This is a genomic window from Halomonas sp. AOP13-D3-9 (assembly GCF_052379125.1).
GTDB lineage: Bacteria > Pseudomonadota > Gammaproteobacteria > Pseudomonadales > Halomonadaceae > Vreelandella.
Genome location: NZ_JBQSYH010000009.1, coordinates 146414 through 165958, shown reverse-complemented (window position 1 = coordinate 165958; position 19545 = coordinate 146414). Strand labels below are relative to the sequence as shown.

Annotated in this window: 19 protein-coding genes; 6 read left to right on the top strand and 13 right to left on the bottom strand. The window is 54.3% G+C overall.

What is annotated here, in order from left to right; translation table 11 throughout:
• Positions 1–65: 65 nt before the first annotated feature.
• The 4 genes from ACT3UM_RS11930 to metH all read right to left on the bottom strand — a co-directional run bounded on the left by ACT3UM_RS11930 (position 66) and on the right by metH (position 7451).
• The gene (locus ACT3UM_RS11930; protein WP_498899022.1) at positions 66–629 is read right to left on the bottom strand and encodes a DUF934 domain-containing protein; all 564 of its coding nucleotides are present in this window, start codon (positions 627–629) and stop codon (positions 66–68) included.
• Complete coding sequence (locus ACT3UM_RS11925; RefSeq protein WP_498899020.1) at positions 622–2274, bottom strand: nitrite/sulfite reductase; 1653 nt, start codon at positions 2272–2274, stop codon at positions 622–624. The genes ACT3UM_RS11930 and ACT3UM_RS11925 overlap by 8 nt, the downstream gene beginning before the upstream one ends.
• 155 nt (positions 2275–2429) lie before the next feature.
• A complete protein-coding gene (locus ACT3UM_RS11920) occupies positions 2430–3752 on the bottom strand; it encodes an MATE family efflux transporter (RefSeq protein ID WP_498899019.1) in 1323 nt (440 codons plus the stop codon).
• A 3-nt stretch (positions 3753–3755) separates the two neighbouring features.
• Positions 3756–7451, bottom strand: a complete 3696-nt coding sequence (metH, locus tag ACT3UM_RS11915; RefSeq protein WP_498899017.1) for a methionine synthase — start codon at positions 7449–7451, stop codon at positions 3756–3758.
• Between the two features lie 292 nt (positions 7452–7743).
• Between metH and nfuA the strand changes: the two genes are divergently transcribed.
• The 3 genes from nfuA to ACT3UM_RS11900 all read left to right on the top strand — a co-directional run bounded on the left by nfuA (position 7744) and on the right by ACT3UM_RS11900 (position 9078).
• A complete protein-coding gene (gene nfuA, locus ACT3UM_RS11910) occupies positions 7744–8367 on the top strand; it encodes a Fe-S biogenesis protein NfuA (RefSeq protein WP_498899015.1) in 624 nt (207 codons plus the stop codon).
• 160 nt (positions 8368–8527) lie between these two features.
• Positions 8528–8800 carry a CopG family ribbon-helix-helix protein gene (locus ACT3UM_RS11905; RefSeq protein ID WP_498899013.1) on the top strand — a complete coding sequence of 91 codons (273 nt, stop codon included), beginning with the start codon at positions 8528–8530 and terminating at the stop codon, positions 8798–8800.
• Entirely contained in the window at positions 8788–9078 is a 291-nt protein-coding gene (locus tag ACT3UM_RS11900; protein ID WP_498899011.1) for a type II toxin-antitoxin system RelE/ParE family toxin, read from the top strand. Before ACT3UM_RS11905 ends, ACT3UM_RS11900 begins: the two co-directional genes overlap by 13 nt.
• Positions 9079–9093: 15 nt before the next feature.
• Here the strand turns inward: ACT3UM_RS11900 and ACT3UM_RS11895 are convergent, their stop codons facing one another.
• Entirely contained in the window at positions 9094–10155 is a 1062-nt protein-coding gene (locus ACT3UM_RS11895; RefSeq protein ID WP_498899010.1) for a DNA-binding protein, read from the bottom strand.
• 238 nt (positions 10156–10393) lie between these two features.
• Between ACT3UM_RS11895 and ACT3UM_RS11890 the strand changes: the two genes are divergently transcribed.
• Entirely contained in the window at positions 10394–11611 is a 1218-nt protein-coding gene (locus tag ACT3UM_RS11890; RefSeq protein ID WP_498899008.1) for a tyrosine-type recombinase/integrase, read from the top strand.
• On the top strand, positions 11608–12024 hold the full coding sequence (locus ACT3UM_RS11885) for a SufE family protein (protein ID WP_035579304.1): 417 nt from the start codon (positions 11608–11610) through the stop codon (positions 12022–12024). Before ACT3UM_RS11890 ends, ACT3UM_RS11885 begins: the two co-directional genes overlap by 4 nt.
• Positions 12025–12048: 24 nt before the next feature.
• Here ACT3UM_RS11885 and yidD read toward each other — a convergent pair whose 3' ends face one another.
• The 6 genes from yidD to ACT3UM_RS11855 form a co-directional block, all read right to left on the bottom strand.
• Positions 12049–12330: a membrane protein insertion efficiency factor YidD gene (gene yidD / locus ACT3UM_RS11880; RefSeq protein ID WP_498899006.1), complete on the bottom strand. Its 282-nt coding sequence runs from the start codon at positions 12328–12330 to the stop codon at positions 12049–12051.
• Between the two features lie 71 nt (positions 12331–12401).
• The gene (hisI, locus tag ACT3UM_RS11875) at positions 12402–12872 is read right to left on the bottom strand and encodes a phosphoribosyl-AMP cyclohydrolase (protein WP_498899005.1); all 471 of its coding nucleotides are present in this window, start codon (positions 12870–12872) and stop codon (positions 12402–12404) included.
• Between the two features lie 50 nt (positions 12873–12922).
• Positions 12923–13363, bottom strand: coding sequence for a transcriptional repressor (locus ACT3UM_RS11870; RefSeq protein ID WP_035579298.1), 441 nt, complete (start codon positions 13361–13363; stop codon positions 12923–12925).
• A 41-nt stretch (positions 13364–13404) separates the two neighbouring features.
• On the bottom strand, positions 13405–14418 hold the full coding sequence (locus ACT3UM_RS11865) for an alpha-L-glutamate ligase-like protein (RefSeq protein WP_498899003.1): 1014 nt from the start codon (positions 14416–14418) through the stop codon (positions 13405–13407).
• Entirely contained in the window at positions 14415–15938 is a 1524-nt protein-coding gene (locus tag ACT3UM_RS11860; protein WP_498899001.1) for an inactive transglutaminase family protein, read from the bottom strand. Before ACT3UM_RS11860 ends, ACT3UM_RS11865 begins: the two co-directional genes overlap by 4 nt.
• Positions 15939–15976: 38 nt before the next feature.
• A complete protein-coding gene (locus tag ACT3UM_RS11855) occupies positions 15977–16813 on the bottom strand; it encodes an ATP-dependent zinc protease family protein (RefSeq protein WP_498898999.1) in 837 nt (278 codons plus the stop codon).
• A gap of 253 nt (positions 16814–17066) precedes the next feature.
• On the opposite strand from ACT3UM_RS11855, the gene ACT3UM_RS11850 reads away from it, so the two are divergent.
• Positions 17067–17597 carry a DUF3833 domain-containing protein gene (locus ACT3UM_RS11850; RefSeq protein WP_498898997.1) on the top strand — a complete coding sequence of 177 codons (531 nt, stop codon included), beginning with the start codon at positions 17067–17069 and terminating at the stop codon, positions 17595–17597.
• A gap of 99 nt (positions 17598–17696) precedes the next feature.
• On the opposite strand, the gene ACT3UM_RS11845 is transcribed toward ACT3UM_RS11850, so the two are convergent.
• Together ACT3UM_RS11845 and ectB are read right to left on the bottom strand one after the other, a co-directional pair.
• The gene (locus tag ACT3UM_RS11845; RefSeq protein WP_035558199.1) at positions 17697–18089 is read right to left on the bottom strand and encodes an ectoine synthase; all 393 of its coding nucleotides are present in this window, start codon (positions 18087–18089) and stop codon (positions 17697–17699) included.
• A 105-nt stretch (positions 18090–18194) separates the two neighbouring features.
• Positions 18195–19463: a diaminobutyrate--2-oxoglutarate transaminase gene (gene ectB, locus ACT3UM_RS11840; RefSeq protein ID WP_498898994.1), complete on the bottom strand. Its 1269-nt coding sequence runs from the start codon at positions 19461–19463 to the stop codon at positions 18195–18197.
• Positions 19464–19545: the final 82 nt, after the last annotated feature.

Here is a 19545-nt window from a genome sequence, read left to right as displayed (position 1 = left end):
TGTTCACAAATAAAAAGGGCAGCTGACGCTGCCCTTTAACATTACTTGATGGATGGAATGTGCGTTTAATCCCTAGTGGCTAAGCGGCGTTCAAACAGCGCCTGACGCTCTTCCACATCAGGCTGGTAGCGAACGCTGATAAAGCTGAGCGCACGTAGGGCATCATCTGGATGCTGGTCATCACGCAGCGCCATCGCACTGAAACCACAGCGGCGCATGTAATCCAACTGATCAACCAAGACGTCGCCTACGGCGCGCACTTCACCACGGTAGTCGTAACGCTCGCGAAGCAGGCGAGCGATGGAGTAGCCACGGCCATCAGTGAAGGCGGGGAAATCAATGGCGACCGCCGCAGAACTACTCAGCTGCTTGGCTAATTCTGCTGTCAGCTCGGTATCGCTGGTAAGTAGCGGTGCCAGCTCATCATCATCTTGATTCGCTTGCCATAGTGCCAAAGGCACAAACGCCGGGCGTTGCTCGGGTAGCGTGTCTTCATCATAGGAGACACACCAAGCGTTCTCCGCCGCCAGCTCGCCGTTGGCAATCAGGTGATCGACATGAACCGGTGTTTGCTCAACCGCTTCAGTTTGCGTCTCAGCTGTTTTATTAGGCCCGGTTTTATTAGGCATAGACACGCTCCTTAAAGGGTTTTAGGCCAATACGGCGGTAAGTATCCAAGAAGCGTTCGTCCTCATGGCGCTGTGACACATAGACTTCCAATACTTTTTCCACTACGTCCGGCACGTCTGAGCGGAAAAAGGACGGGCCTAAAATCTTACCCAGCGAGGCATCGTCGGTGGAGTTACCGCCAATCGATATTTGGTAGAACTCTTCACCTTTTTTATCCACGCCCAGGATGCCGATATGGCCAACGTGGTGGTGGCCACAGGCGTTCATGCAGCCGGAGATATTCAGATCCAGCGGGCCAAGATCATACAGGAAGTCTAGATCTTCAAAGCGCTCCTGCAGTGCTTGGGCGATGGGAATCGATACCGCATTGGCCAGGCTGCAGTAGTCGCCGCCAGGGCAGCAGATAATATCGTTGAGCGTGCCCACAGTGGGGTTCGCCATACCCAGCGCTTCAAGCTCTTGCCAAAGTGCTTCCAGCTCGTCGACCGGAACGTCAGAAAGCACCAGGTTCTGCTCGTGGGTGACGCGCACTTCACCAAAGCTGTAGCGATCGGCTAAATCAGCCACGGCTTCCATCTGATCGGCGGTGACATCACCAGGCGCGTGCTCGCGGCGCTTCAGCGATAGCGTCACGGCTTTATACCCAGGCACCTTATGATCGGTTACGTTGTTAGTGACAAATCGTGCAAAGCTGCGATTTTCTGCACGCAGGCGGTCAAATTCTTCGTTAGCGTTTGCTGCAACCGGGCGACGATCAGGCTCGGGGAAGTGAACTTTAGCCGCATCAACCGCTGCTTGGTTAAGCGTCTGCGGGCCATCTTTTAAATGCGCCCACTCTTCATCCACCCGACGACGGAACTCTTCAATACCCAGCGCTTTGACCAGAATTTTAATCCGCGCCTTGAACTTGTTATCCCGGCGACCAAACTGGTTGTAAACCCGTACGCAGGCTTCCAGGTAGGTCAACAAATGCTGCCAGGGCAGATCTTCACGAACCACGTCCGCAATCATCGGGGTACGGCCCAGGCCGCCACCGGCCAACACTTTTATACGCAGCTCGCCGTCGGCGTTGTACCAAAAACGCAGGCCAATATCGTGAACCTGGATTGCGGCACGGTCTTGGGCCGCACCGCTGACCGCGATTTTGAACTTGCGGGGCAGATAGGCGAATTCCGGATGCAAGGTTGACCACTGGCGGATTAACTCACACCAGGGACGTGGATCTTCCACTTCATCGTTGGCGATGCCGGCAAACTGGTCGCTGGTGGTGTTACGAATGCAGTTACCACTGGTTTGAATGGCATGCATCTGCACCTTGGCGAGATCGGCCAGAATATCCGGCACGTCTTCAAGGGCAGGCCAGTTCAACTGTAGGTTTTGCCGCGTAGTAAAGTGGCCATAGCCGCGGTCGTAACGGCGAGTGATCTCAGCCAAGGCACGTAGCTGGCTGCCTGCCAGCATGCCGTAAGGAATCGCAATGCGCAGCATGGGCGCATGGCGTTGAATATAGAGGCCGTTTTGCAACCGTAACGGACGGAACTCTTCTTCTCCCAAACGCCCGGCGCGGTAGCGTTCCATTTGGTCACGGAACTGAGCGACACGCTCATCAACCAGGGTTTGGTCGTGAATATCATAACGGTACATGGGGCACGATCCTGCTAAAAGCGAAATGGTCACGTTGAGACGGACGTTAATATAGTGTCACCTTAACGCGGGCGTCATATTCTACAAAAGAATATATAATTATCTTTTTATCTCTAAAAGCTATTTAGAACACGTATCATGGGCCACTCAACGAGTTAGAAAGCGGGGGCCAGCCAGCGGCGGCGCTGCCATACCCATAAAAATCCGGCTGAGTTTATCAATCGATAAAGCAGTTGCATAAGCCAAATACCTAATAAACCCTGTTCTAAGCCAATCCCCACCCACCAGGCCAGGGGTAAAAAAAGCAGCCACTGCATCCCCAGGGTGAGCATCATAACCGTGCGCTGGGCGCCTGCGCCCATTAACGCCTGGGCAAGCACCAGGGCCGCGGCATCCAGCACAATCATAACGCCGGTTAGCTGCAGCGGAAGTTTACCCAGCTCGACGAGCTCACTGTTGGTAAAAAAGAGTACGAGCACCTGCTCGGGCACGACCAACATCGGCAGCGCCAGAACAAGCAGGAGCAACCAGGCGACCCGCAGCGCATCCAGACCCCAGCGGTGGGCCTCCTGCTGAGCATCCCGGCCTAACGCCTCACCCACCAGGCTCATCGCCGCAACGCCAACCCCCACTCCGGGCAGAATCAGCAACAGCGACAGATTAATCAACACATGACCCACCGCAACGCTGGCCGTGCCCAGCTGGCTCAATAACCCAATGAGTACCGCGTAACCCGCTGCGAACAGCAGCTGCTGCAAAGAGTGGGGGGCGGCAAGAACCAGAGTAGTACGCAGGGTGGCTAAGCTGGGTAGGTGTGTCAAAAAATGCGCGCTAGAGGGGCTTTTTATGCTTACCCAGCACCACGCAATCAAGCCTATAAACAGCGACAGTGTCGTACCGGCACCCGCGCCGCTAGACCCCATTGCAGGCAGGCCTCCCAGGCCATAAATCAAAACAGCGCTGACCGCCACGTTGAGCACATGAACCGCCACAATGATTCGTAAGTAGAGGTGCGTCTGTTGACGGCCATTCCAGTAGCCACGAAAGCAGAGCGTTAGCGCAATGGCCATCAGTGACACCACCCGCCAACGAAAATAGCTAACCGCAACGGCTTGAACGTCATCGGCTTGGCTAATCAAGCTAATCAGCAGCGGCGCTTGCCACCAGGCCCAGAGAGTCAGCGGCAGGGCAACGGCAAGCCCAATCACCAGCCCCGACCTGAGCGGGTGGGCGATCTCTGTGTGGGCGGCACCGACGCGATGAGCAGTTTGTGACTGCACGCTGGAGGAGAGTCCAAACACGACAGCACTGAGCATAAACATGGCGTAACCGCCCACTCCCACTCCAGCAAGGGCTACCTCGCCTAAATGCCCTACCAGTGCGGCATCGATCAAGTTGAGCATGCTCTGGGAGAGCATGCCCAGCATGATCGGTAAGGCAAGGCGCATAACCTTGCCGTGACGGCCAACTGACAGCATTAATCAGCTCGGGTCGTAGGAGAGTACCGGCGAGAGCCAGCGCTCCATTTCCTCAAGGGGCATCTGCTTACGTGCGGCAATGGCCTCGACCTGATCTCGGGTGATCTTACCGGTAGAGAAGTATTTCGACTGCGGATGGGCAAAGTACCAGCCGGAAACCGCCGCTGCAGGCCACATGGCGAAGTTCTCGGTCAACGCCAAGCCGGTATTTTCAGTGGCATCAAGCAACCGGAATAGCGTGGCTTTCTCGGTGTGATCCGGGCAGGCGGGGTAGCCAGGGGCAGGGCGGATACCCTGGTATTTCTCGGCGATCAAGGCATCGTTGTCCAGCGTTTCTTCCGGCACATAGCCCCAAAACTCTTTACGCACCCGTTCGTGCATGCGCTCGGCGAAGGCTTCCGCAAGGCGATCCGTCAAGGCCTGCACCATAATCGCATTGTAGTCGTCGCCAGCGGCCTCATAAGCTTTGGAGAGCTTATCGACGCCGTGGCCGGTGGTGACCGCAAAGCCACCAATCCAATCGGCTTTGCCGCTCTCTTTGGGGGCAATAAAGTCGGCCAGACTGTAGCAGATACCGTCGCGGCCTTTGGTGGTTTGCTGACGAATATGATGCAAGCGCTCGACGACTTCGCTGCGCGACTCATCCGCATAGACCTCAATAACGTCGTCATCGACGCTATTGGCGGGCCATAGGCCGATAACACCGCGGGCCTGGACGCGCTTCTCCTCAACCAACTTGCGCAACATGACTTTGGCGTCTTCAAACAGGTTGCGGGCGGCTTCTCCGACGACCTTGTCGTCGAGAATCTTGGGGTACTTGCCCGCTAGCTGCCAGCTCATAAAGAAGGGCGTCCAGTCGATGCGTTCGATCAGTTCTTCCAGGTCGTAGTCATCGAAAGTTTTTAGCCCCAACATATTGGGCTCGGCGGGGGTATGGTTGTTCCAGTCGGTGCGGAAACGCCGCTTACGCGCCTGGGTGTAGTCCAGATCCGCCGCTTTGGGGCGGCGCTTGGCGTTACGCTCGCGCACCTTTTCGTACTCTTCACGGATCTCGGCGACGTAAGGTGTTTTCAAGGCAGGCGTCAATAATTTGCCCGCTACGCCCACGGCCCGGGAGGCGTCGGTCACGTAAATCACCGGGTGCTCATACTGGGGCTCGATTTTGACGGCGGTGTGCGCTTTTGAAGTGGTGGCTCCGCCAATTAGCAGCGGTAGATCCATGCCGCGGCGCTGCATTTCTTTGGCGACGTGCACCATTTCATCCAGCGACGGGGTGATCAATCCTGATAGGCCGATAATATCAGCATTGTGATCTTTGGCCGCCTGCAAGATCTTGTCTGCGGCGACCATAACGCCCAGGTCGATCACTTCGTAGTTATTACACTGCAGCACGACACCAACGATATTTTTGCCGATATCGTGAACATCGCCTTTCACCGTGGCCATAACGATTTTGCCTTTGGCCTTGGTCTCTTCGCTCTTCTCGGCTTCGATATAGGGGATCAAGTAGGCGACGGCCTGTTTCATCACTCGCGCGGACTTAACCACCTGCGGCAAGAACATCTTGCCATCGCCAAACAGGTCGCCGACCACATTCATGCCGTCCATCAAGGGGCCTTCGATAACCTCAATGGGGCGTTCGGCCTCAGCGCGGGCCTGTTCGGTATCATCTTCGATATAAACGGTGATGCCTTTTACCAGCGCGTGTTCAATACGCTTATTGACCGGCCAGCTACGCCACTCAAGATCCTCTTTTTTCGGAGCGCCGCTACCGTCGCCTTTATACTTATCGGCAATATCCAGCAAGCGCTCGGTGCCGTCGCTGCGCCGGTTAAGCACCACATCTTCAACCGCATCGCGCAGCTCAGCCGGTAGATCGTCATAAACAGCGAGCTGGCCCGCGTTGACGATACCCATGGAAAGGCCCGCGCGGATCGCATGATAAAGGAACGCCGAGTGAATCGCTTCGCGCACCGGGTTGTTGCCCCGGAACGAGAACGAGACGTTAGAGACACCGCCCGAGATCATCGCGTGGGGCAGGTTGTCACGAATCCACTGGGTCGCTTCGATAAAGTCGACTGCGTAGTTATTGTGCTCATCAATACCGGTGGCAATGGCAAAGATATTGGGATCAAAAATGATGTCTTCGGCGGGAAAGCCGATCTCATCGACCAGCAAGCGATAGGCGCGCTGACAAATTTCGGTTTTCCGGGCGAAGGTGTCTGCCTGGCCATCTTCATCAAAAGCCATCACCACGATGGCAGCACCAAAGCGGCGGCACTTGGTTGCCTGCTCGCGAAAGGCGGCTTCGCCTTCTTTAAGCGAAATGGAGTTCACCACCGCCTTGCCCTGAACGCACTTGAGGCCCGCTTCGATGATCTCCCACTTGGAGGAGTCGATCATAATCGGCACACGGGCGATATCCGGCTCGCCGGCAATCAGGTTTAGAAAGCGCTCCATGGCTTCCTTGGACTCGAGCATGCCCTCGTCCATATTGATATCGATGACCTGAGCACCGCTTTCGACTTGCTCTAGGGCAACTTCCAGCGCGGTGGTGAAGTCCTCTTCCACAATCAGGCGCTTAAAGCGCGCCGAACCTGTGACGTTGGTGCGCTCGCCGACGTTGACGAACAGCGAGTCAGCCTCAATGTTGAACGGCTCTAGACCGGATAAACGGCAGGCGCGGCTGCGCTCAGGAATGACCCGGGGCGCCATATCACGAACAGAATCAGCAATGGCGCGAATATGCTCAGGCGTGGAGCCGCAGCAGCCGCCGATAATATTGACTAGGCCACTGGCGGCAAACTCGCTGACGATCTCCGACATCTCTTCCGGTGTTTGGTCGTACTCACCAAACTCGTTGGGCAGCCCCGCGTTGGGGTGGGCGGAGACAAAGGTATCGGCTTTGGTAGAGAGCTCTTCTAGGTAAGGACGTAGCTCCTCGGCGCCCAGGGCGCAGTTCAAACCCACCGACAGCGGCTGAGCATGGCGTACCGAGTTCCAGAAGGCCTCTGTGGTTTGACCCGAAAGCGTGCGGCCAGAGGCATCGGTAATGGTGCCAGAGATCATTACCGGTAAGCGCTCACCGCGGTCATCGAATAGCTCTTCCAGGGCATAGATCGCTGCCTTGGCGTTAAGCGTATCGAAGATGGTTTCGATCATGATTAGATCGGCACCGCCCGCAATCAGCGCCTCGGCGGCTTCATAGTAGTTCTCGCGCAGCTCATCAAAGGTAACGTTACGCTTGGCGGGATCATTCACATCCGGCGATAGCGACGCGGTGCGCGAGGTGGGGCCTAACACACCCGCCACATAGCGGGGCACGCCGGTTTCGGCGGCCACCGCATCACACACCTCACGGGCTAGGCGTGCTGATTCGCGGTTAAGCTCAACCACCAGCGATTCCATGCCGTAATCAGACTGTGACAACTGGGTGCTGTTAAAGGTGTTGGTCTCGATAATGTCGGCACCGGCTTCCAGGTAGTCACGGTGAATCCGCGTGACCACTTCGGGGCAGGTAAGCGCGAGCAGATCATTATTGCCTTTGAGATCCGAGGGCCAGTCGCTAAACCGTTCGCCGCGAAAATCTTCCTCGCTCAACTGGGCATTCTGCAGCATGGTGCCCATGCCGCCGTCCAGAATCAGGATACGTTCGGCAAGGCGTTGGGTGAGGGTTGCGATCAAAGCACTATCAGCCATGGCAGGGGGAGTTCTCCAGCGTCACAGTCGTCAAAGGGGATGTTGTTATCGTCGGAAAAGCAGCATCTGTCGTTATAAGGCGCATAATGATAACAAAAGGGAGTGCAAAAGGCGCCCCTAGAGAGCGCTATACGTTGCATAAGTAAAGACAATCAATACGCGATCTTGCGAAGCAACACCTAAATAGCCTACTAAAACAGTCGGGATTGTGTCAGCGCGCTGTTTTGCTTACCATAGACACAAATGACATGTGAAGTGGCGCCGCCACTACCACGGGAGGAAGACAGCCCTCATGACCACGACTAGCGAAGCAGATACTAAAATCGATACCCAAGGTATTGATATCACAGACAGCGCGCAGGAATACTTGGCAGAACTGCTGGAAAAGCAGAACGTCGAAGGTATTGCGGTACGCATTTTTATTACTCAGCCGGGCACACCCTACGCGGAAACGTGTCTAGCTTACTGCCGCCCAGGTGAAGAAGAGCCGACCGATGTCACGCTGGAGCTTGAGAAAATCAACGTCTTTCTCGATAAAAACAGCTTAGCGTTTTTGGAAGAAGCGGTGGTGGACTTCAACGCGGATCGCATGGGCGGTCAGCTGACCATCAAAGCGCCGAACGCCAAGATGCCTAAGGTCAATGCCGATAGCCCGCTGGAAGACCGTATCAATTACGTGCTTTACAGCGAGATCAATCCTGGGCTGGCGGCTCATGGTGGTGAAATCAAGCTGGTTGAGCTCACCGAAGAGCAGTATGCCATCTTAGCCTTTGGCGGTGGCTGCCAGGGTTGTGCAGCGGTTGATTTAACCCTGAAAGATGGCGTTGAGAAAACCCTGATGGAGCGCATTCCCGAGCTTGCGGGTATTCGCGACGTGACGGATCATACCGATACCACTAACGCCTACTATCGCTAAATAAGCGATGGTCAGACTCAAAAGCCCAGCTTGAATCGCTGGGCTTTTTTACGTCTCTTTCCCAGGCAACTTGCCTAACGACCTAGCGCTGCAATGTGGCTTACGAGAGGTTGGGGGTATAGTATTCATAGGTAATACCTTTGAATATCGAGGTGGTAACATGGCGACATCTGTAAAACTAGACGATGAGCTGAAAAGTCGGATCCAGCACTTGGCTGAAGCGCGACATCGCTCATCGCACTGGATCATGCGCGAAGCAATTCGTGATTATGTTGAGCGTGAAGAGAAGAGAGAGTCTTTCAAACAAGATGCATTAGGTGCCTGGAAAGCGTACCAGGAGAACGGATTGCATCTTACGCTGGAAGAAGCTGACGCCTGGCTGGAGAAGCTTGAAGCGGGTGAAGACGTGGATCTGCCTAAGTGCCACATCTGATTTGGTCACCGCCAGCTCTCGCAGACGTACAGAGGCTCTATCGCTTTCTCGCCATAAAAGATGTCGATGCAGCCCGCCGTGCTATCAAAACACTACGGGCAGGCGTGAAAATACTCGCACATCAGCCGGAAGCAGGGCGTCCTGTTGAAGACATGGATCCCATGTTTCGGGAATGGCTGATTAATTTCGGAACTAGCGGATATATTGCGCTATATCGTTTCGATGGCGAAACAGCCACCATCCTTGCTGTGCGACATCAAAAAGAAGCCGGATACTAAAAAGCACACCCTTTCTCACTGTTCATTTTCATTGTTCCCGCCACTGTTCCTACTACTCTGTTTTGAAAGCGCATCCGGCAGCGCCGTCAGCTGTATTTGCAGCGCCTCCATGCGGCTCCAGAGCTTCTCTTGCCACGCTTGCTGCAGTGCGGTTTCGCGCTCGGCATGCTGCTGGGCTTGGCGATCTAATGCGGCCTTCGCCTCATCTAGCTGCTGAGTTAGTGTTTTTTGCTGCTTCTCCAGCGATGTAATTTGCTGCGCCTGCTCACCAAGCTGTTGTTCGCGCTCGCTGGCTTCCATCTGTAGCTCATGCAGCGCTTGCTGTTTAGTCTTTAGCTCCTGGCTCAATGTCTCAATGCGCTGCTCAGACTGCTGCAGACGTTTTTGGAAATTCTTCTCTTCCTGGGCGCGCGCCTGCTGAGCACTATCCAGCATCGCCATCAGCCTCCCTTCGGCTGCTTCATGGCGTTGCTCTTCCTGTGCTAACCGCTGCTCCCATGCGACCTGTTGCTCGTTGAGGGCTTGGCTATGCGCATCGCGCTGTACGCCAAACTGGTTCTCTAGCTGCTGTTGCGCCTGCTTCAGTTGAGCGACTTCTTTCAGCGCTGTTTCAGCTTGTTGATGCCAGTGATGTTCGCTGGTTTGACTGGCGGCTAATTCCCGGTTTAACGCCTCCATGCGCTGCTCAATATGGCGTAAATGCTCGGCGAGGGCGCTTTCACGCTGTTCGGCGTTGGCCGCCTGCTGTTTAGCCTCCTCAGCAAGCTGCTGGGCATCTGCCACTTGACGGTCTGCATCTTCGCGATAGTGGAGCAGCGTTTGATTCGCTACCTCTTGGGCTTCGCGCCATAGCTCGCTGGCCATAGTCACCACGACTTCCGGCACCCCTCTGGGTGGTGGCACGTCGCGATTTTGCTCCCGCTCGCTGCGCCACTGGCGAAAGTGATCACTAATCGTGGTGAAGCTACCGGTGCCCAGCACATCGCGGATGCGCTGCACGCTGGGCGTGTCGCCGCGAGCCTGCAGGGTATCTATCGCTTGTTGCACATCGCTGTACTGAATGCCGTTGCGGGCCATGAAGCGCTCCTTCCTTGCGGGCTTTTCTTACCGGATTTGTCGTCGCCATTGTCGGCATTAATGATTCAAAAGGCAATAATTACGTATTATGTAATACGTAAAATTATTTATGATACTGCGTATAAATTCAAGATTACCCGTATTATCTTGAATTTATTCAGCTACAGCGGCACACTTACGAACTATAGAGTGTCAATAAACCCTATAAACAAGGGCTTGGATAAGGGTGGAGAAAGGTATGGCGAATAATGTTATTACACCCACTGGCCTGCTATGGCCGCTAAACACCTTGCCCAATGACGGACGCATTAGCGCCCAAAATGATGCCCAGGCGGTGATGGCGTGGCTGGAGGAGTACGTGGATAGCCCCCAAACCTGGAAAGCTTACCGCCGTGAGTCGGAGCGCCTGCTGCTGTGGCTGGCTAGCCAAGGGCTTACACTGGCCGACATAAACCGCGAAACGCTGCGCCGATTCGAAGCCTTTCTCGCCGACCCACAGCCCTGCGAGCAATGGGTTGGGCCATCAAAACCCCGCTCGCATCCGGCGTGGAGGCCATTTCGCGGCGTGCTGTCGCCTGCCAGTCGACGCCAAAGTCTGGTGATACTGCAGGGTATGTTTGCTTGGCTGGTGGAAGCCGGTTGGGTTAACCACAACCCGTTTCGTTTGATGCGCGATAAATCGCGCCGACTGAATAACCAGACGCCGCGTATAGAGCGATACCTGGAAAGCGATCTATGGGTATGGCTATGGGCGTGGCTGAATACGCCGTTAGCGGCTGGAGAGGGGAGTCGCGCCCATTTTGAGCAAGCGCGGCGGCGCTTTATCTTTGGCTTTGCTTATCTGCTGGCACCGCGCCTTAGCGAGATGGCCGATGCGCGCATGGGCGATTTCCAGCGCAGTGAAGGGCGCTGGTGGTGGCATGTGGTGGGCAAGGGCAGCAAGATGGCGCGCATACCGCTGCCCGACGATATGCTGGAGTGCCTGTACCAATGGCGCCAAGCACTGGGACTGCCTGACACCCCCAGTCAGTTGGAAACCGCTATGCCGTTGCTTCGCGCCCTGGATGGTCAGCGTGGCCTGGGTCATAACCAGCTTTATCGACTTATTCGAGGGACGTTTCAGCAGGCGGCGCAAGCACTTGAGGCTAGCGGCGGTGCACCTGAACATATTGCCGCACTTCACCAGGCAACGCCGCACTGGTTACGGCACACTTCGATCACCCACCAGGCCCAGTCGGGTATTAGCCTGCGCCATTTGGCCGAGAGCGCACGCCATGCGCGACTGGATACCACTTCGCGCTATCTCCATAGCGAAGACGTTGAGTGGCACCGCGAGCAGCAGCGGCATCGATTAAGCAATTCACTCCCTGATAGCTCCCTCAAGCCGCCTTTGAGTCGTTATAATGAGGTAGATTCATACAACACGCAGATACCACCGAAAAAGGAAGCACCATGAGCACTTCCGGCGCCGAACAGGCCCAGCAAGAGCTGATCGAAGATTTCGAGATATTTGATAACTGGATGGACCGTTACCAGTACATTATCGATATGGGTAAACAGCTGCCTGACTTCCCCGATGAGTGGAAAATCGAGGAGTTTAAAATTCAGGGTTGTCAGTCCAATGTGTGGCTGCGCCATGAAGAGGAGGGCGATAAGCTGGTTTTTAAAGCGACGTCTGATGCAGCCATTGTGTCTGGCCTGATCGCCGTACTGCTGCGTATTTACAGCGAGCGAACAGCCGCTGAAATCCGTGCCACTGAACCGCATTTCTTGGCTGATTTAGGCCTGGACAAGCATCTCTCGCCAACGCGTAGCAACGGTTTGCACGCCATGCTAGAGAAGATCTACGCAGTAGCACAGCAGAAATAGCCAAAACAGAAGCAGGTAAACGCATTAGCGAGGATGGTGATCACAGCAGGAAGAGGGCGTCTGTTCATCATCCTCGCGGCACAGCTGCTCGCTACGGCCGCCGGGTACCGGATCCATACCGCCGGGATTGCCTGGGTGGCACTTGACGATGCGTTTAAGCGACATCCAACCGCCTTTTAAGGGCCCATGCACCTGAATGGCTTCAATGGCGTATGACGAGCAGCTGGGCCAGAAACGGCAGCGGGGGCCCAGCAACGGGCTAAGCGTATATTGATAGACCCTGACGCAGCCAATCATCATTTTCATCACTGCCCAGCGTGAAGCTGAGCACAGCGTTGAAATAAATCGAGTCAGGGCTAGGCATTTCATGTGTAGAGCTAGGTTTTCTTGCCGTAGAGCGTGTCAGGATCAATCAACGGATTACTGGTGATCGAAGCCTGCTCTTCGTTAACGGCAATATAGAAACAGCTGCGCCGCCCAGTGTGGCAGGCAGGCCCGGTTTGCTCGACGTGCAACAGTAGCGTATCGCCATCGCAGTCAAGCGCGGCGGAGATAAGCTGCTGCTGCTGACCCGACGTCTCTCCCTTCCGCCACAGCGTTCCCCGCGAGCGCGAATAGTAGCAAACACGTTGGGTGGCTAAGGTCTCTTCAAGTGCCTCGCGATTCATCCACGCCATCATCAACACTTCTTTTGAGTCGTGCTGCTGTGCAATTGCCGGAATTAAACCGTCGGCATTAAAGCGCACAGCCGACAGCAGCGTGGTAACTGCAGGCAGGCTATCTTCGGGGGTGGCACGCTCTAGTTGTTTAAACAACGCCTCCGGCGCGACTTGATCAAAACGGGACATGATTTACTCGCTGACTATACGAAAAAATTAGCTGTTCGCGATTAGCTGGCTCAGTTCGATCGACAATCCTGGCAGAGCCCTTGAAGCTCAATGGTTTGGCGCTCAACGTTAAAGCCTTGGCTTTTTGCCAGCGCTGCCAGTTGGTCGCTGATCTCGTCCAAATGCAGCTCTTCAACATAACCGCATTGGCGGCAAATAAGCAGCTGAAAACCGTGGGCATGCTCTGGGCAAGCACAGGCCACATAAGAGTTCTGCGACTCAATCCGATGCACCAGCCCTTGATCAATTAAGAACTCCAGCGCCCGGTATACGGTCGGGGGACGGGCGGCTGCGTGCTCAGTAGAGAGCTTATCGAGCAAATCGTAGGCTTTTAGCCCACCGCCATTTTCAGCAATCATCTCAAGCACGCGTCGGCGAATAGGAGTGAAACGCACGCCGCGGATATGGCACTGAGACTCCGCCTGCTGTAGTAGTGTACTCGCTTGGGTCATGGGCAACTCGGTTGAACGTTATTAGCCTACTCGATAGTAGTCTACGCGCCGGTGGAAGGGGTGTCAGGGCTTTCTACCCGATCGCTATCTACCAGTTCACTCTGCCGCGCGAAATGGTGCTGGGCAAAGGCCACACGCTGTTTAGCCGGCACGCCATCGGGTTGACGCTCAATAAGATCCAGGCGGCGGCGCAAGCCTTCGCCATTGGTCATTTGAATGGCCAAGCCAGGGCGCGCGTTTAACTCAAGCAGCATCGGGCCGTACTTGCGGTCCAGCACCATATCGGTACCCAGGTAGCCAAGCCCAGTCATCTCATAACAGCCCGCCGCCAAACTTAGCAGCGTTTCCCACTGGGGCACGACCAAACTTGCCAGGTCGTGACCGGTATCCGGATGGCTAAAGCAGGGCCGGTCAAACTGAACGGCACGCAGGGCCGCCCCGGTGGCTATGTTTAAACCCACGCCTACCGCACCCTGGTGCAGGTTAGCTTTGCCGTCAGATGCCGCGGTGGAGAGGCGCATCATGGCCATAACGGGGTAACCTTTAAAAACGATTACCCGTATATCGGGAACCCCTTCATAGGTGTAATCCATTAGGCTTTCATCGAAATTAATCAGCGTTTCAATCACCGCCACGTCGGGCGAGCCGCCTAACGAGTACAACCCCGACAAAATATTCGACACGTGCCGCTCAACATCGGTAAGAGAGAGCTTGGCGCCACTTGGCTTGATAAAGGCGTTATCTTCGACTTTTTCAACCACCAGAATGCCTTTACCGCCGCTCCCTTTGGCGGGCTTGATAACAAAGCCTGCATGGCCGGTGAGCATTTCGCCAATGTGCTTAACGCCAAACTGAGTGGTCACGGTACCAATCAGCTCGGGGCTGGTAATCCCATACTGCTGAGCCAGCAATTTGGTTTTAAGCTTATCATCGACCAGCGGGTAAAGGCGCCGCTTATTGTAACGACCAATATAGCGAATATTGCGTCGATTCATACCAATAATGCCTTTATCCCGCAACCGTGCGGGCCACGTCCAGTTCTTCAGCCAACTCATGAGGGTTTCTCATCATCAGTGATTGGCTTGAAGCGGCGCAGTTCCAGTAAACGGTAGCCTGTGTAATTACCCAGCAGCAAGATCAACGCCATCAATATCAACTGTACACCCAGGAAGTTGAAGGTGATGTGGCGCACCCAGGGGTTATTCATCGCCAGGTAGGCAAGAACCGCCGTGACCAAACTACCGCCACCCTGGATTAGCACCTGCTTGGGGCCTTCCTCTTCCCATAGAATCGACATCCGCTCGATCGTCCAGGCCAGGATAATCATTGGGAAGAAGGTAATCGTTAAGCCCGCACTAAGCCCCATGCGATAGGCCAGCACGGTGAAGATCGAGATAATCGCAATCACCGTAATAATCACCGCTGAGACCCTGGCCACCAGCAATAAATTCAAGTAGGAGAGATAGTTACGAATAATCAAACCCACAGCAACGATAAGCAGGAAGCCAATCAAACCGGTTGGCAGGGTGGTTTGAATGAAGGCGAGGGCAATCAACACCGGCATAAAGGTACCGGACGTTTTAATACCCACCAAGACACGCAAAAACACCACCATTAACGCGCCAATGGGAATCAGCAAGATAGTTTGGAACAGTGCTTGCTCTTCCAGTGGCAGGCTGTGAATAGAGAAATTCAGCAGCGTGTCTTCAGAGTAGTGGTTGCGCACCGCCGCCGAAGCCGGCTGGTCGTGGGTCATCATGGAGAACGTAACCCGTGAATTGGTACCGCCTTGAACCTCCAGTACCGCTCGACCACCGGTTTCCCACAACAGTAAATTGTCAGGCTTGCCTTGTTCGCCCGTCAGTGGGTGAAAAATGGCCCACTCTTCGCCCGATTGATCAAACACCTGAATCCAACTGCTGAGCGTTTGGCGACGACGGCCATCTTCCAACAGCAGACCGCTCACCTCACGGGCCTGAACGCCCGCCTGATTCAGTAACCGCACCACCAATGCCGCAGGATTTTCTTGCGTCAGCAACAGGCGTGCATTTTCCTCCTGACGCTCACCATTGATATCGCGAATTAGCTCGCGAGCGAAGGTGGCATTGTTGGCGCTGCGTGCCCAGGCCTGTTCAATCAGCTGGTTGGCCGCCGTGTCGTAGGGGCTTTCCCAGGGCGTGGTAATGGGTACTTCAGGGGCTGTTTGTACCGGTGAGCGAGCGTCTTCCGACACCAACATTTGCACCGAGTAGTAGAGCGTTTGGCTACCCACTGCTTGACGAATTGTCCAGCGGGCAGTGCGGCCTAATTCATCCGCTTGATAAGCAAGTCCATAGCCTGACGATGCGGTGTTTTCAGTCAGTACACGGTAGCCTGCCTGATGAGAGGGCAGTGCCAAGTCGACCTGAACAGGACCGTCTTGCGCATTGAAGTTAATGCCCGCCTCAATTTCCCACACCTGGCGTTGTTCGCCGGGCAGCCAAGGAATTTCAAACTGCACATGGCGATGCACGCTGGTCGCAATACCTGCGATCAGCAAAAAGCCGACAATAATATAAAACATTAACCGTGACATGGAGATTCCTTTCTACGTAAAACGCCAGGGGAGAGTAGTTACTCTTCAGTATCGTCTTCATCAACTGCTTCATCTTCAGCAGCTTGCTCGGCTGGCTCACCGCCAGGAAACTCGGGGCGGTCATGCAAATATGTATCGGCCACATCAATCACCGCAATATCCATCAAAAAGCGCCGCCCAAGCAGCACTGGATAATCTAAATGGGAGCGATCATTGAGCGTGAATTCGACATTTTCACGAATTGGCCCTAAGGTCATTAATAGCGAAATGACCGGCCGCGACTCTTCACCTGAGGCTTGAACAATACGCACTCGGCGAACAATGGGCGCTTCAATCCATTCATCACGCTGTGATTCAACGGCCACATCATCTTCGTTGAGTGCCAACTTGAAACGCACCCAGTTTTCACCATCACGTTCGAAACGGGTGATCTCTTCAGCAGAAAGTGACGACGTGTTGGCACCGGAATCGACACGCGCCTTGAGGTAGGTACCCAGACTCGGTAGCCCTACCCATTCACTGCGACCCAGCAGTGTTTTGGTGGTTAAACTCTCATCAATTTCACACTCTTCACGAATAATGACAGGCTCTTCACCGCGGGCTTCCAATTGCTGCACATCTTGGCGAAGGTAGCGCAGCAAACTGCCCACTTCACGCATGTCGGCAGTCAGTGCCTCTTGGTGGTCAAGCTGGCGTTCCTGCAGCGCCGACTGAGCATCGCATTGCTGGGTTAGCTGGCTCTCTAATTCCAGGATACGGGAGTTGAATGAGGCTTCGCTTAAAGGGGGTGGTTGATTCGTTTCCGGCTGGGTTGCTGCACAGCCTGTGATCGCGAGCGACAAGCCAGCTATAAGCCACAAAACACCTGGGCGCATAACGAGAGATATCCTTGGACAATAGGTTGGGGAATGATAAGGAGATGGGGGGCGAGTGTCCAACGCCATCATGGCTTTTCGAACATCTAGTTTTCGGACACCTATTAAAGACGACCAGAACATCCTATTTAACATAATATATATTAAGCGAACCCGATGGTCCACAGTGGTCACAACCACGTAGGTACTCTATGCTATAGAAATATTTTACCATAATTGTACCAACTTCCATTTTAATATAGGAAATATCCCCATGACCCGCTCCCTGCGCATTAGTTTTTTCACACTACTCTTCTTGCTGGCTGGTTGTGCTGGCGTAGATGTTGAGGACTACGCTGATTCTGAACCCCGCCTGGATATCGCCGAATACTTTGCGGGCACCACCCAAGCCTGGGGCATGGTGCAGGATTACTCCGGCGAGGTACAGCGACGCTTCACCGTGGATATCCAAGGCACCTACGAAAATGACACCCTCACACTGGATGAGTCTTTCGTCTTTTCAGACGGTGAAACCGATCGCCGCGTTTGGACATTTGAACGCGTTGATGAGCACCGCTGGATTGGCACCGCCAGCGATGTAGATGGGCAAGTTGAAGCACGCCAATACGGCCATGTCTTCCACATGCGCTACCCGCTAGATATCGAAATTGATGGCCGAATGATCTCATTTACCATGGATGACTGGATGTACCTTCAGCCGGATGGCCGTTTGATCAATCGAACCGCCATGCGCAAATTCGGCTTCACGCTGGGTGAAATTACCCTGGTGTTTGAGAAAATATAAACCCATAGTCAATTTCTCTGCATAAAAACCCAGGCTCAACAAAAAAGCAGCCCGCTTCATTTAGCAGGCTGCTTTTGTTATCTCATGCTAGCGTTATGCTTACTCTGGGGCTGCGTATGAGCCATCTTCCTGGTGTACTTCATTACCGGTGATCGGCGGTGTGAAAACACAGGCAACGGTCATGCCTTTCTCTTTACCGCGCAGCAGGTGTTCGTCATGTTGGTCTAGCAGATAGATATCACCTGCTTTGATCGGCCAAATTTTGCCGTCGGCCAGGGTTTCGACTTCACCTTCACCTTCATAGCAGAACACTGCTTCGTAGTGATTTTTGTAGTGAATATGCGTCTCAGTGCCAGGAAAAATACGGGTAATATGGAACGAAAAACCGGCATTGTCGTTGGCCAGAACAAGGCGCGTGCTGTCCCAGTTACCATTTTCAGCGGTCACTAGACGCTCTGTTTTACGCGCTTCTTCAAGATTACGAACGATCATAGGAGTACTCCATTGCAAACGACTGGCGACTGCCAGCCGCTATATCCTTAACTAAACAGCCTGTGAACTTACTGCTTCAGCGTAGCACTTAATTTGAGTGCCAGGTTACTCGCTAGCAACAGCTTTGACGCACATTTCGAGGATATCCAAACCTTCCAGCAGGTCTTCATCGCTAATGGTTAGCGGGCACAGGCACTTAACCACTTCACCGTCCTGACCACTGGTTTCAATCACCAAGCCATGCTCAAAGGCTTTGCTGGTAATCTTATCGGCAATGTCACCCGATACGACGTCAATCCCGCGCATCAGACCACGACCACGCTCAGTAGCTGGCATGCCGTGCTCGGTCAACAGCGCCGCTAACTTCTGGAAACGCTCTTCTACAATACGCCCTTTTCGCTGAACATCGCGTTCAAAGGTGTCATTAGACCAGTATTTTTTCAACGCTGCGGTGGCGGTCACCATTGCCAGGCTGAAACCACGGAAAGTGCCGTTATATTGGCCCGGTTTCCATTTATCCAGCTCTGGGCGCATCAGCACATGCGCAAATGGCAAGCCGAACCCAGAGAGTGATTTCGAGTTTGTGATAATGTCGGGCGTAATACCCGCATGCTCGAAACTAAAGAACTTACCGGTGCGGCCACAGCCTGCCTGGATATCATCAATAATCAGCAGAATGTCGTGAGCACGGCAGATACCTTCAAGACGCTTAAGCCACTCCAGGCCTGCCACGTTAATACCGCCCTCGCCTTGCACGGTTTCAATGATGACACCGGCGGGAATATCCAGACCGCCAGATTTATCGCCGAGCAGCTTTTCAAAGTAGTCCAGGGTGTCGGTATGCTCACCCATGTAGCCATCGAAAGGCAGGAAGCTAGCGCCCTGAGTGGGTATGCCACCCGTGGCTTCACGGAATTTACGATTACCCGTGGTCGCCAAAGCGCCCATAGTGACACCGTGGAAACCATTGGTGAAGGTGACAATATTATGCCGACCTTTAGCTACTCGGGCTAAGCGAATAGCGGCTTCAACGGCATTGGTACCGGTTGGGCCAGGTAGGTGTACTTTGTAGTCAAGCCCACGCGGCTTAAAAATAACTTCTTCAAGCGTTTCTAAATAATCACGCTTAGCATTGGTCCACATGTCCAAACCGTGAACAACACCGTCAGTCGACAGGTAATCGATCATCGCCTGCTTCATGTGCGGATTATTATGGCCGTAGTTAAGCGTGCCCGCGCCGGCGAGGAAATCAATGTACTCACGGCCGTTCTCATCGGTTAAACGCGCATTTTGCGCTTTGGTAAACACCACCGGAAATGAACGAGAATAAGTACGTACATTGGATTCCATGCGTTCAAGCGTCTGGGTCTGCATTGCGACCTCCTTGGTTGATCATTCTGCCTTTAGGCGTTAAGCGTTACTTGCCCGGAGCAACATAAGCGGGAAAACCGTCAAT

What these genes read in the sequence shown, in the direction of transcription:
- ACT3UM_RS11930 (WP_498899022.1), bottom strand. Translation starts at nt 629, where the DNA reads ATGCCTAATAAAACCGGGCCTAATAAAACAGCTGAGACGCAAACTGAA.
- ACT3UM_RS11925 (WP_498899020.1), bottom strand. Translation starts at nt 2,274, where the DNA reads ATGTACCGTTATGATATTCACGACCAAACCCTGGTTGATGAGCGTGTC.
- ACT3UM_RS11920 (WP_498899019.1), bottom strand. Translation starts at nt 3,752, where the DNA reads ATGCTGTCAGTTGGCCGTCACGGCAAGGTTATGCGCCTTGCCTTACCG.
- metH (WP_498899017.1), bottom strand. Translation starts at nt 7,451, where the DNA reads ATGGCTGATAGTGCTTTGATCGCAACCCTCACCCAACGCCTTGCCGAA.
- nfuA (WP_498899015.1), top strand. Translation starts at nt 7,744, where the DNA reads ATGACCACGACTAGCGAAGCAGATACTAAAATCGATACCCAAGGTATT.
- ACT3UM_RS11905 (WP_498899013.1), top strand. Translation starts at nt 8,528, where the DNA reads ATGGCGACATCTGTAAAACTAGACGATGAGCTGAAAAGTCGGATCCAG.
- ACT3UM_RS11895 (WP_498899010.1), bottom strand. Translation starts at nt 10,155, where the DNA reads ATGGCCCGCAACGGCATTCAGTACAGCGATGTGCAACAAGCGATAGAT.
- ACT3UM_RS11890 (WP_498899008.1), top strand. Translation starts at nt 10,394, where the DNA reads ATGGCGAATAATGTTATTACACCCACTGGCCTGCTATGGCCGCTAAAC.
- ACT3UM_RS11885 (WP_035579304.1), top strand. Translation starts at nt 11,608, where the DNA reads ATGAGCACTTCCGGCGCCGAACAGGCCCAGCAAGAGCTGATCGAAGAT.
- yidD (WP_498899006.1), bottom strand. Translation starts at nt 12,330, where the DNA reads ATGAAAATGATGATTGGCTGCGTCAGGGTCTATCAATATACGCTTAGC.
- hisI (WP_498899005.1), bottom strand. Translation starts at nt 12,872, where the DNA reads ATGTCCCGTTTTGATCAAGTCGCGCCGGAGGCGTTGTTTAAACAACTA.
- ACT3UM_RS11870 (WP_035579298.1), bottom strand. Translation starts at nt 13,363, where the DNA reads ATGACCCAAGCGAGTACACTACTACAGCAGGCGGAGTCTCAGTGCCAT.
- ACT3UM_RS11865 (WP_498899003.1), bottom strand. Translation starts at nt 14,418, where the DNA reads ATGAGTTGGCTGAAGAACTGGACGTGGCCCGCACGGTTGCGGGATAAA.
- ACT3UM_RS11860 (WP_498899001.1), bottom strand. Translation starts at nt 15,938, where the DNA reads ATGTCACGGTTAATGTTTTATATTATTGTCGGCTTTTTGCTGATCGCA.
- ACT3UM_RS11855 (WP_498898999.1), bottom strand. Translation starts at nt 16,813, where the DNA reads ATGCGCCCAGGTGTTTTGTGGCTTATAGCTGGCTTGTCGCTCGCGATC.
- ACT3UM_RS11850 (WP_498898997.1), top strand. Translation starts at nt 17,067, where the DNA reads ATGACCCGCTCCCTGCGCATTAGTTTTTTCACACTACTCTTCTTGCTG.
- ACT3UM_RS11845 (WP_035558199.1), bottom strand. Translation starts at nt 18,089, where the DNA reads ATGATCGTTCGTAATCTTGAAGAAGCGCGTAAAACAGAGCGTCTAGTG.
- ectB (WP_498898994.1), bottom strand. Translation starts at nt 19,463, where the DNA reads ATGCAGACCCAGACGCTTGAACGCATGGAATCCAATGTACGTACTTAT.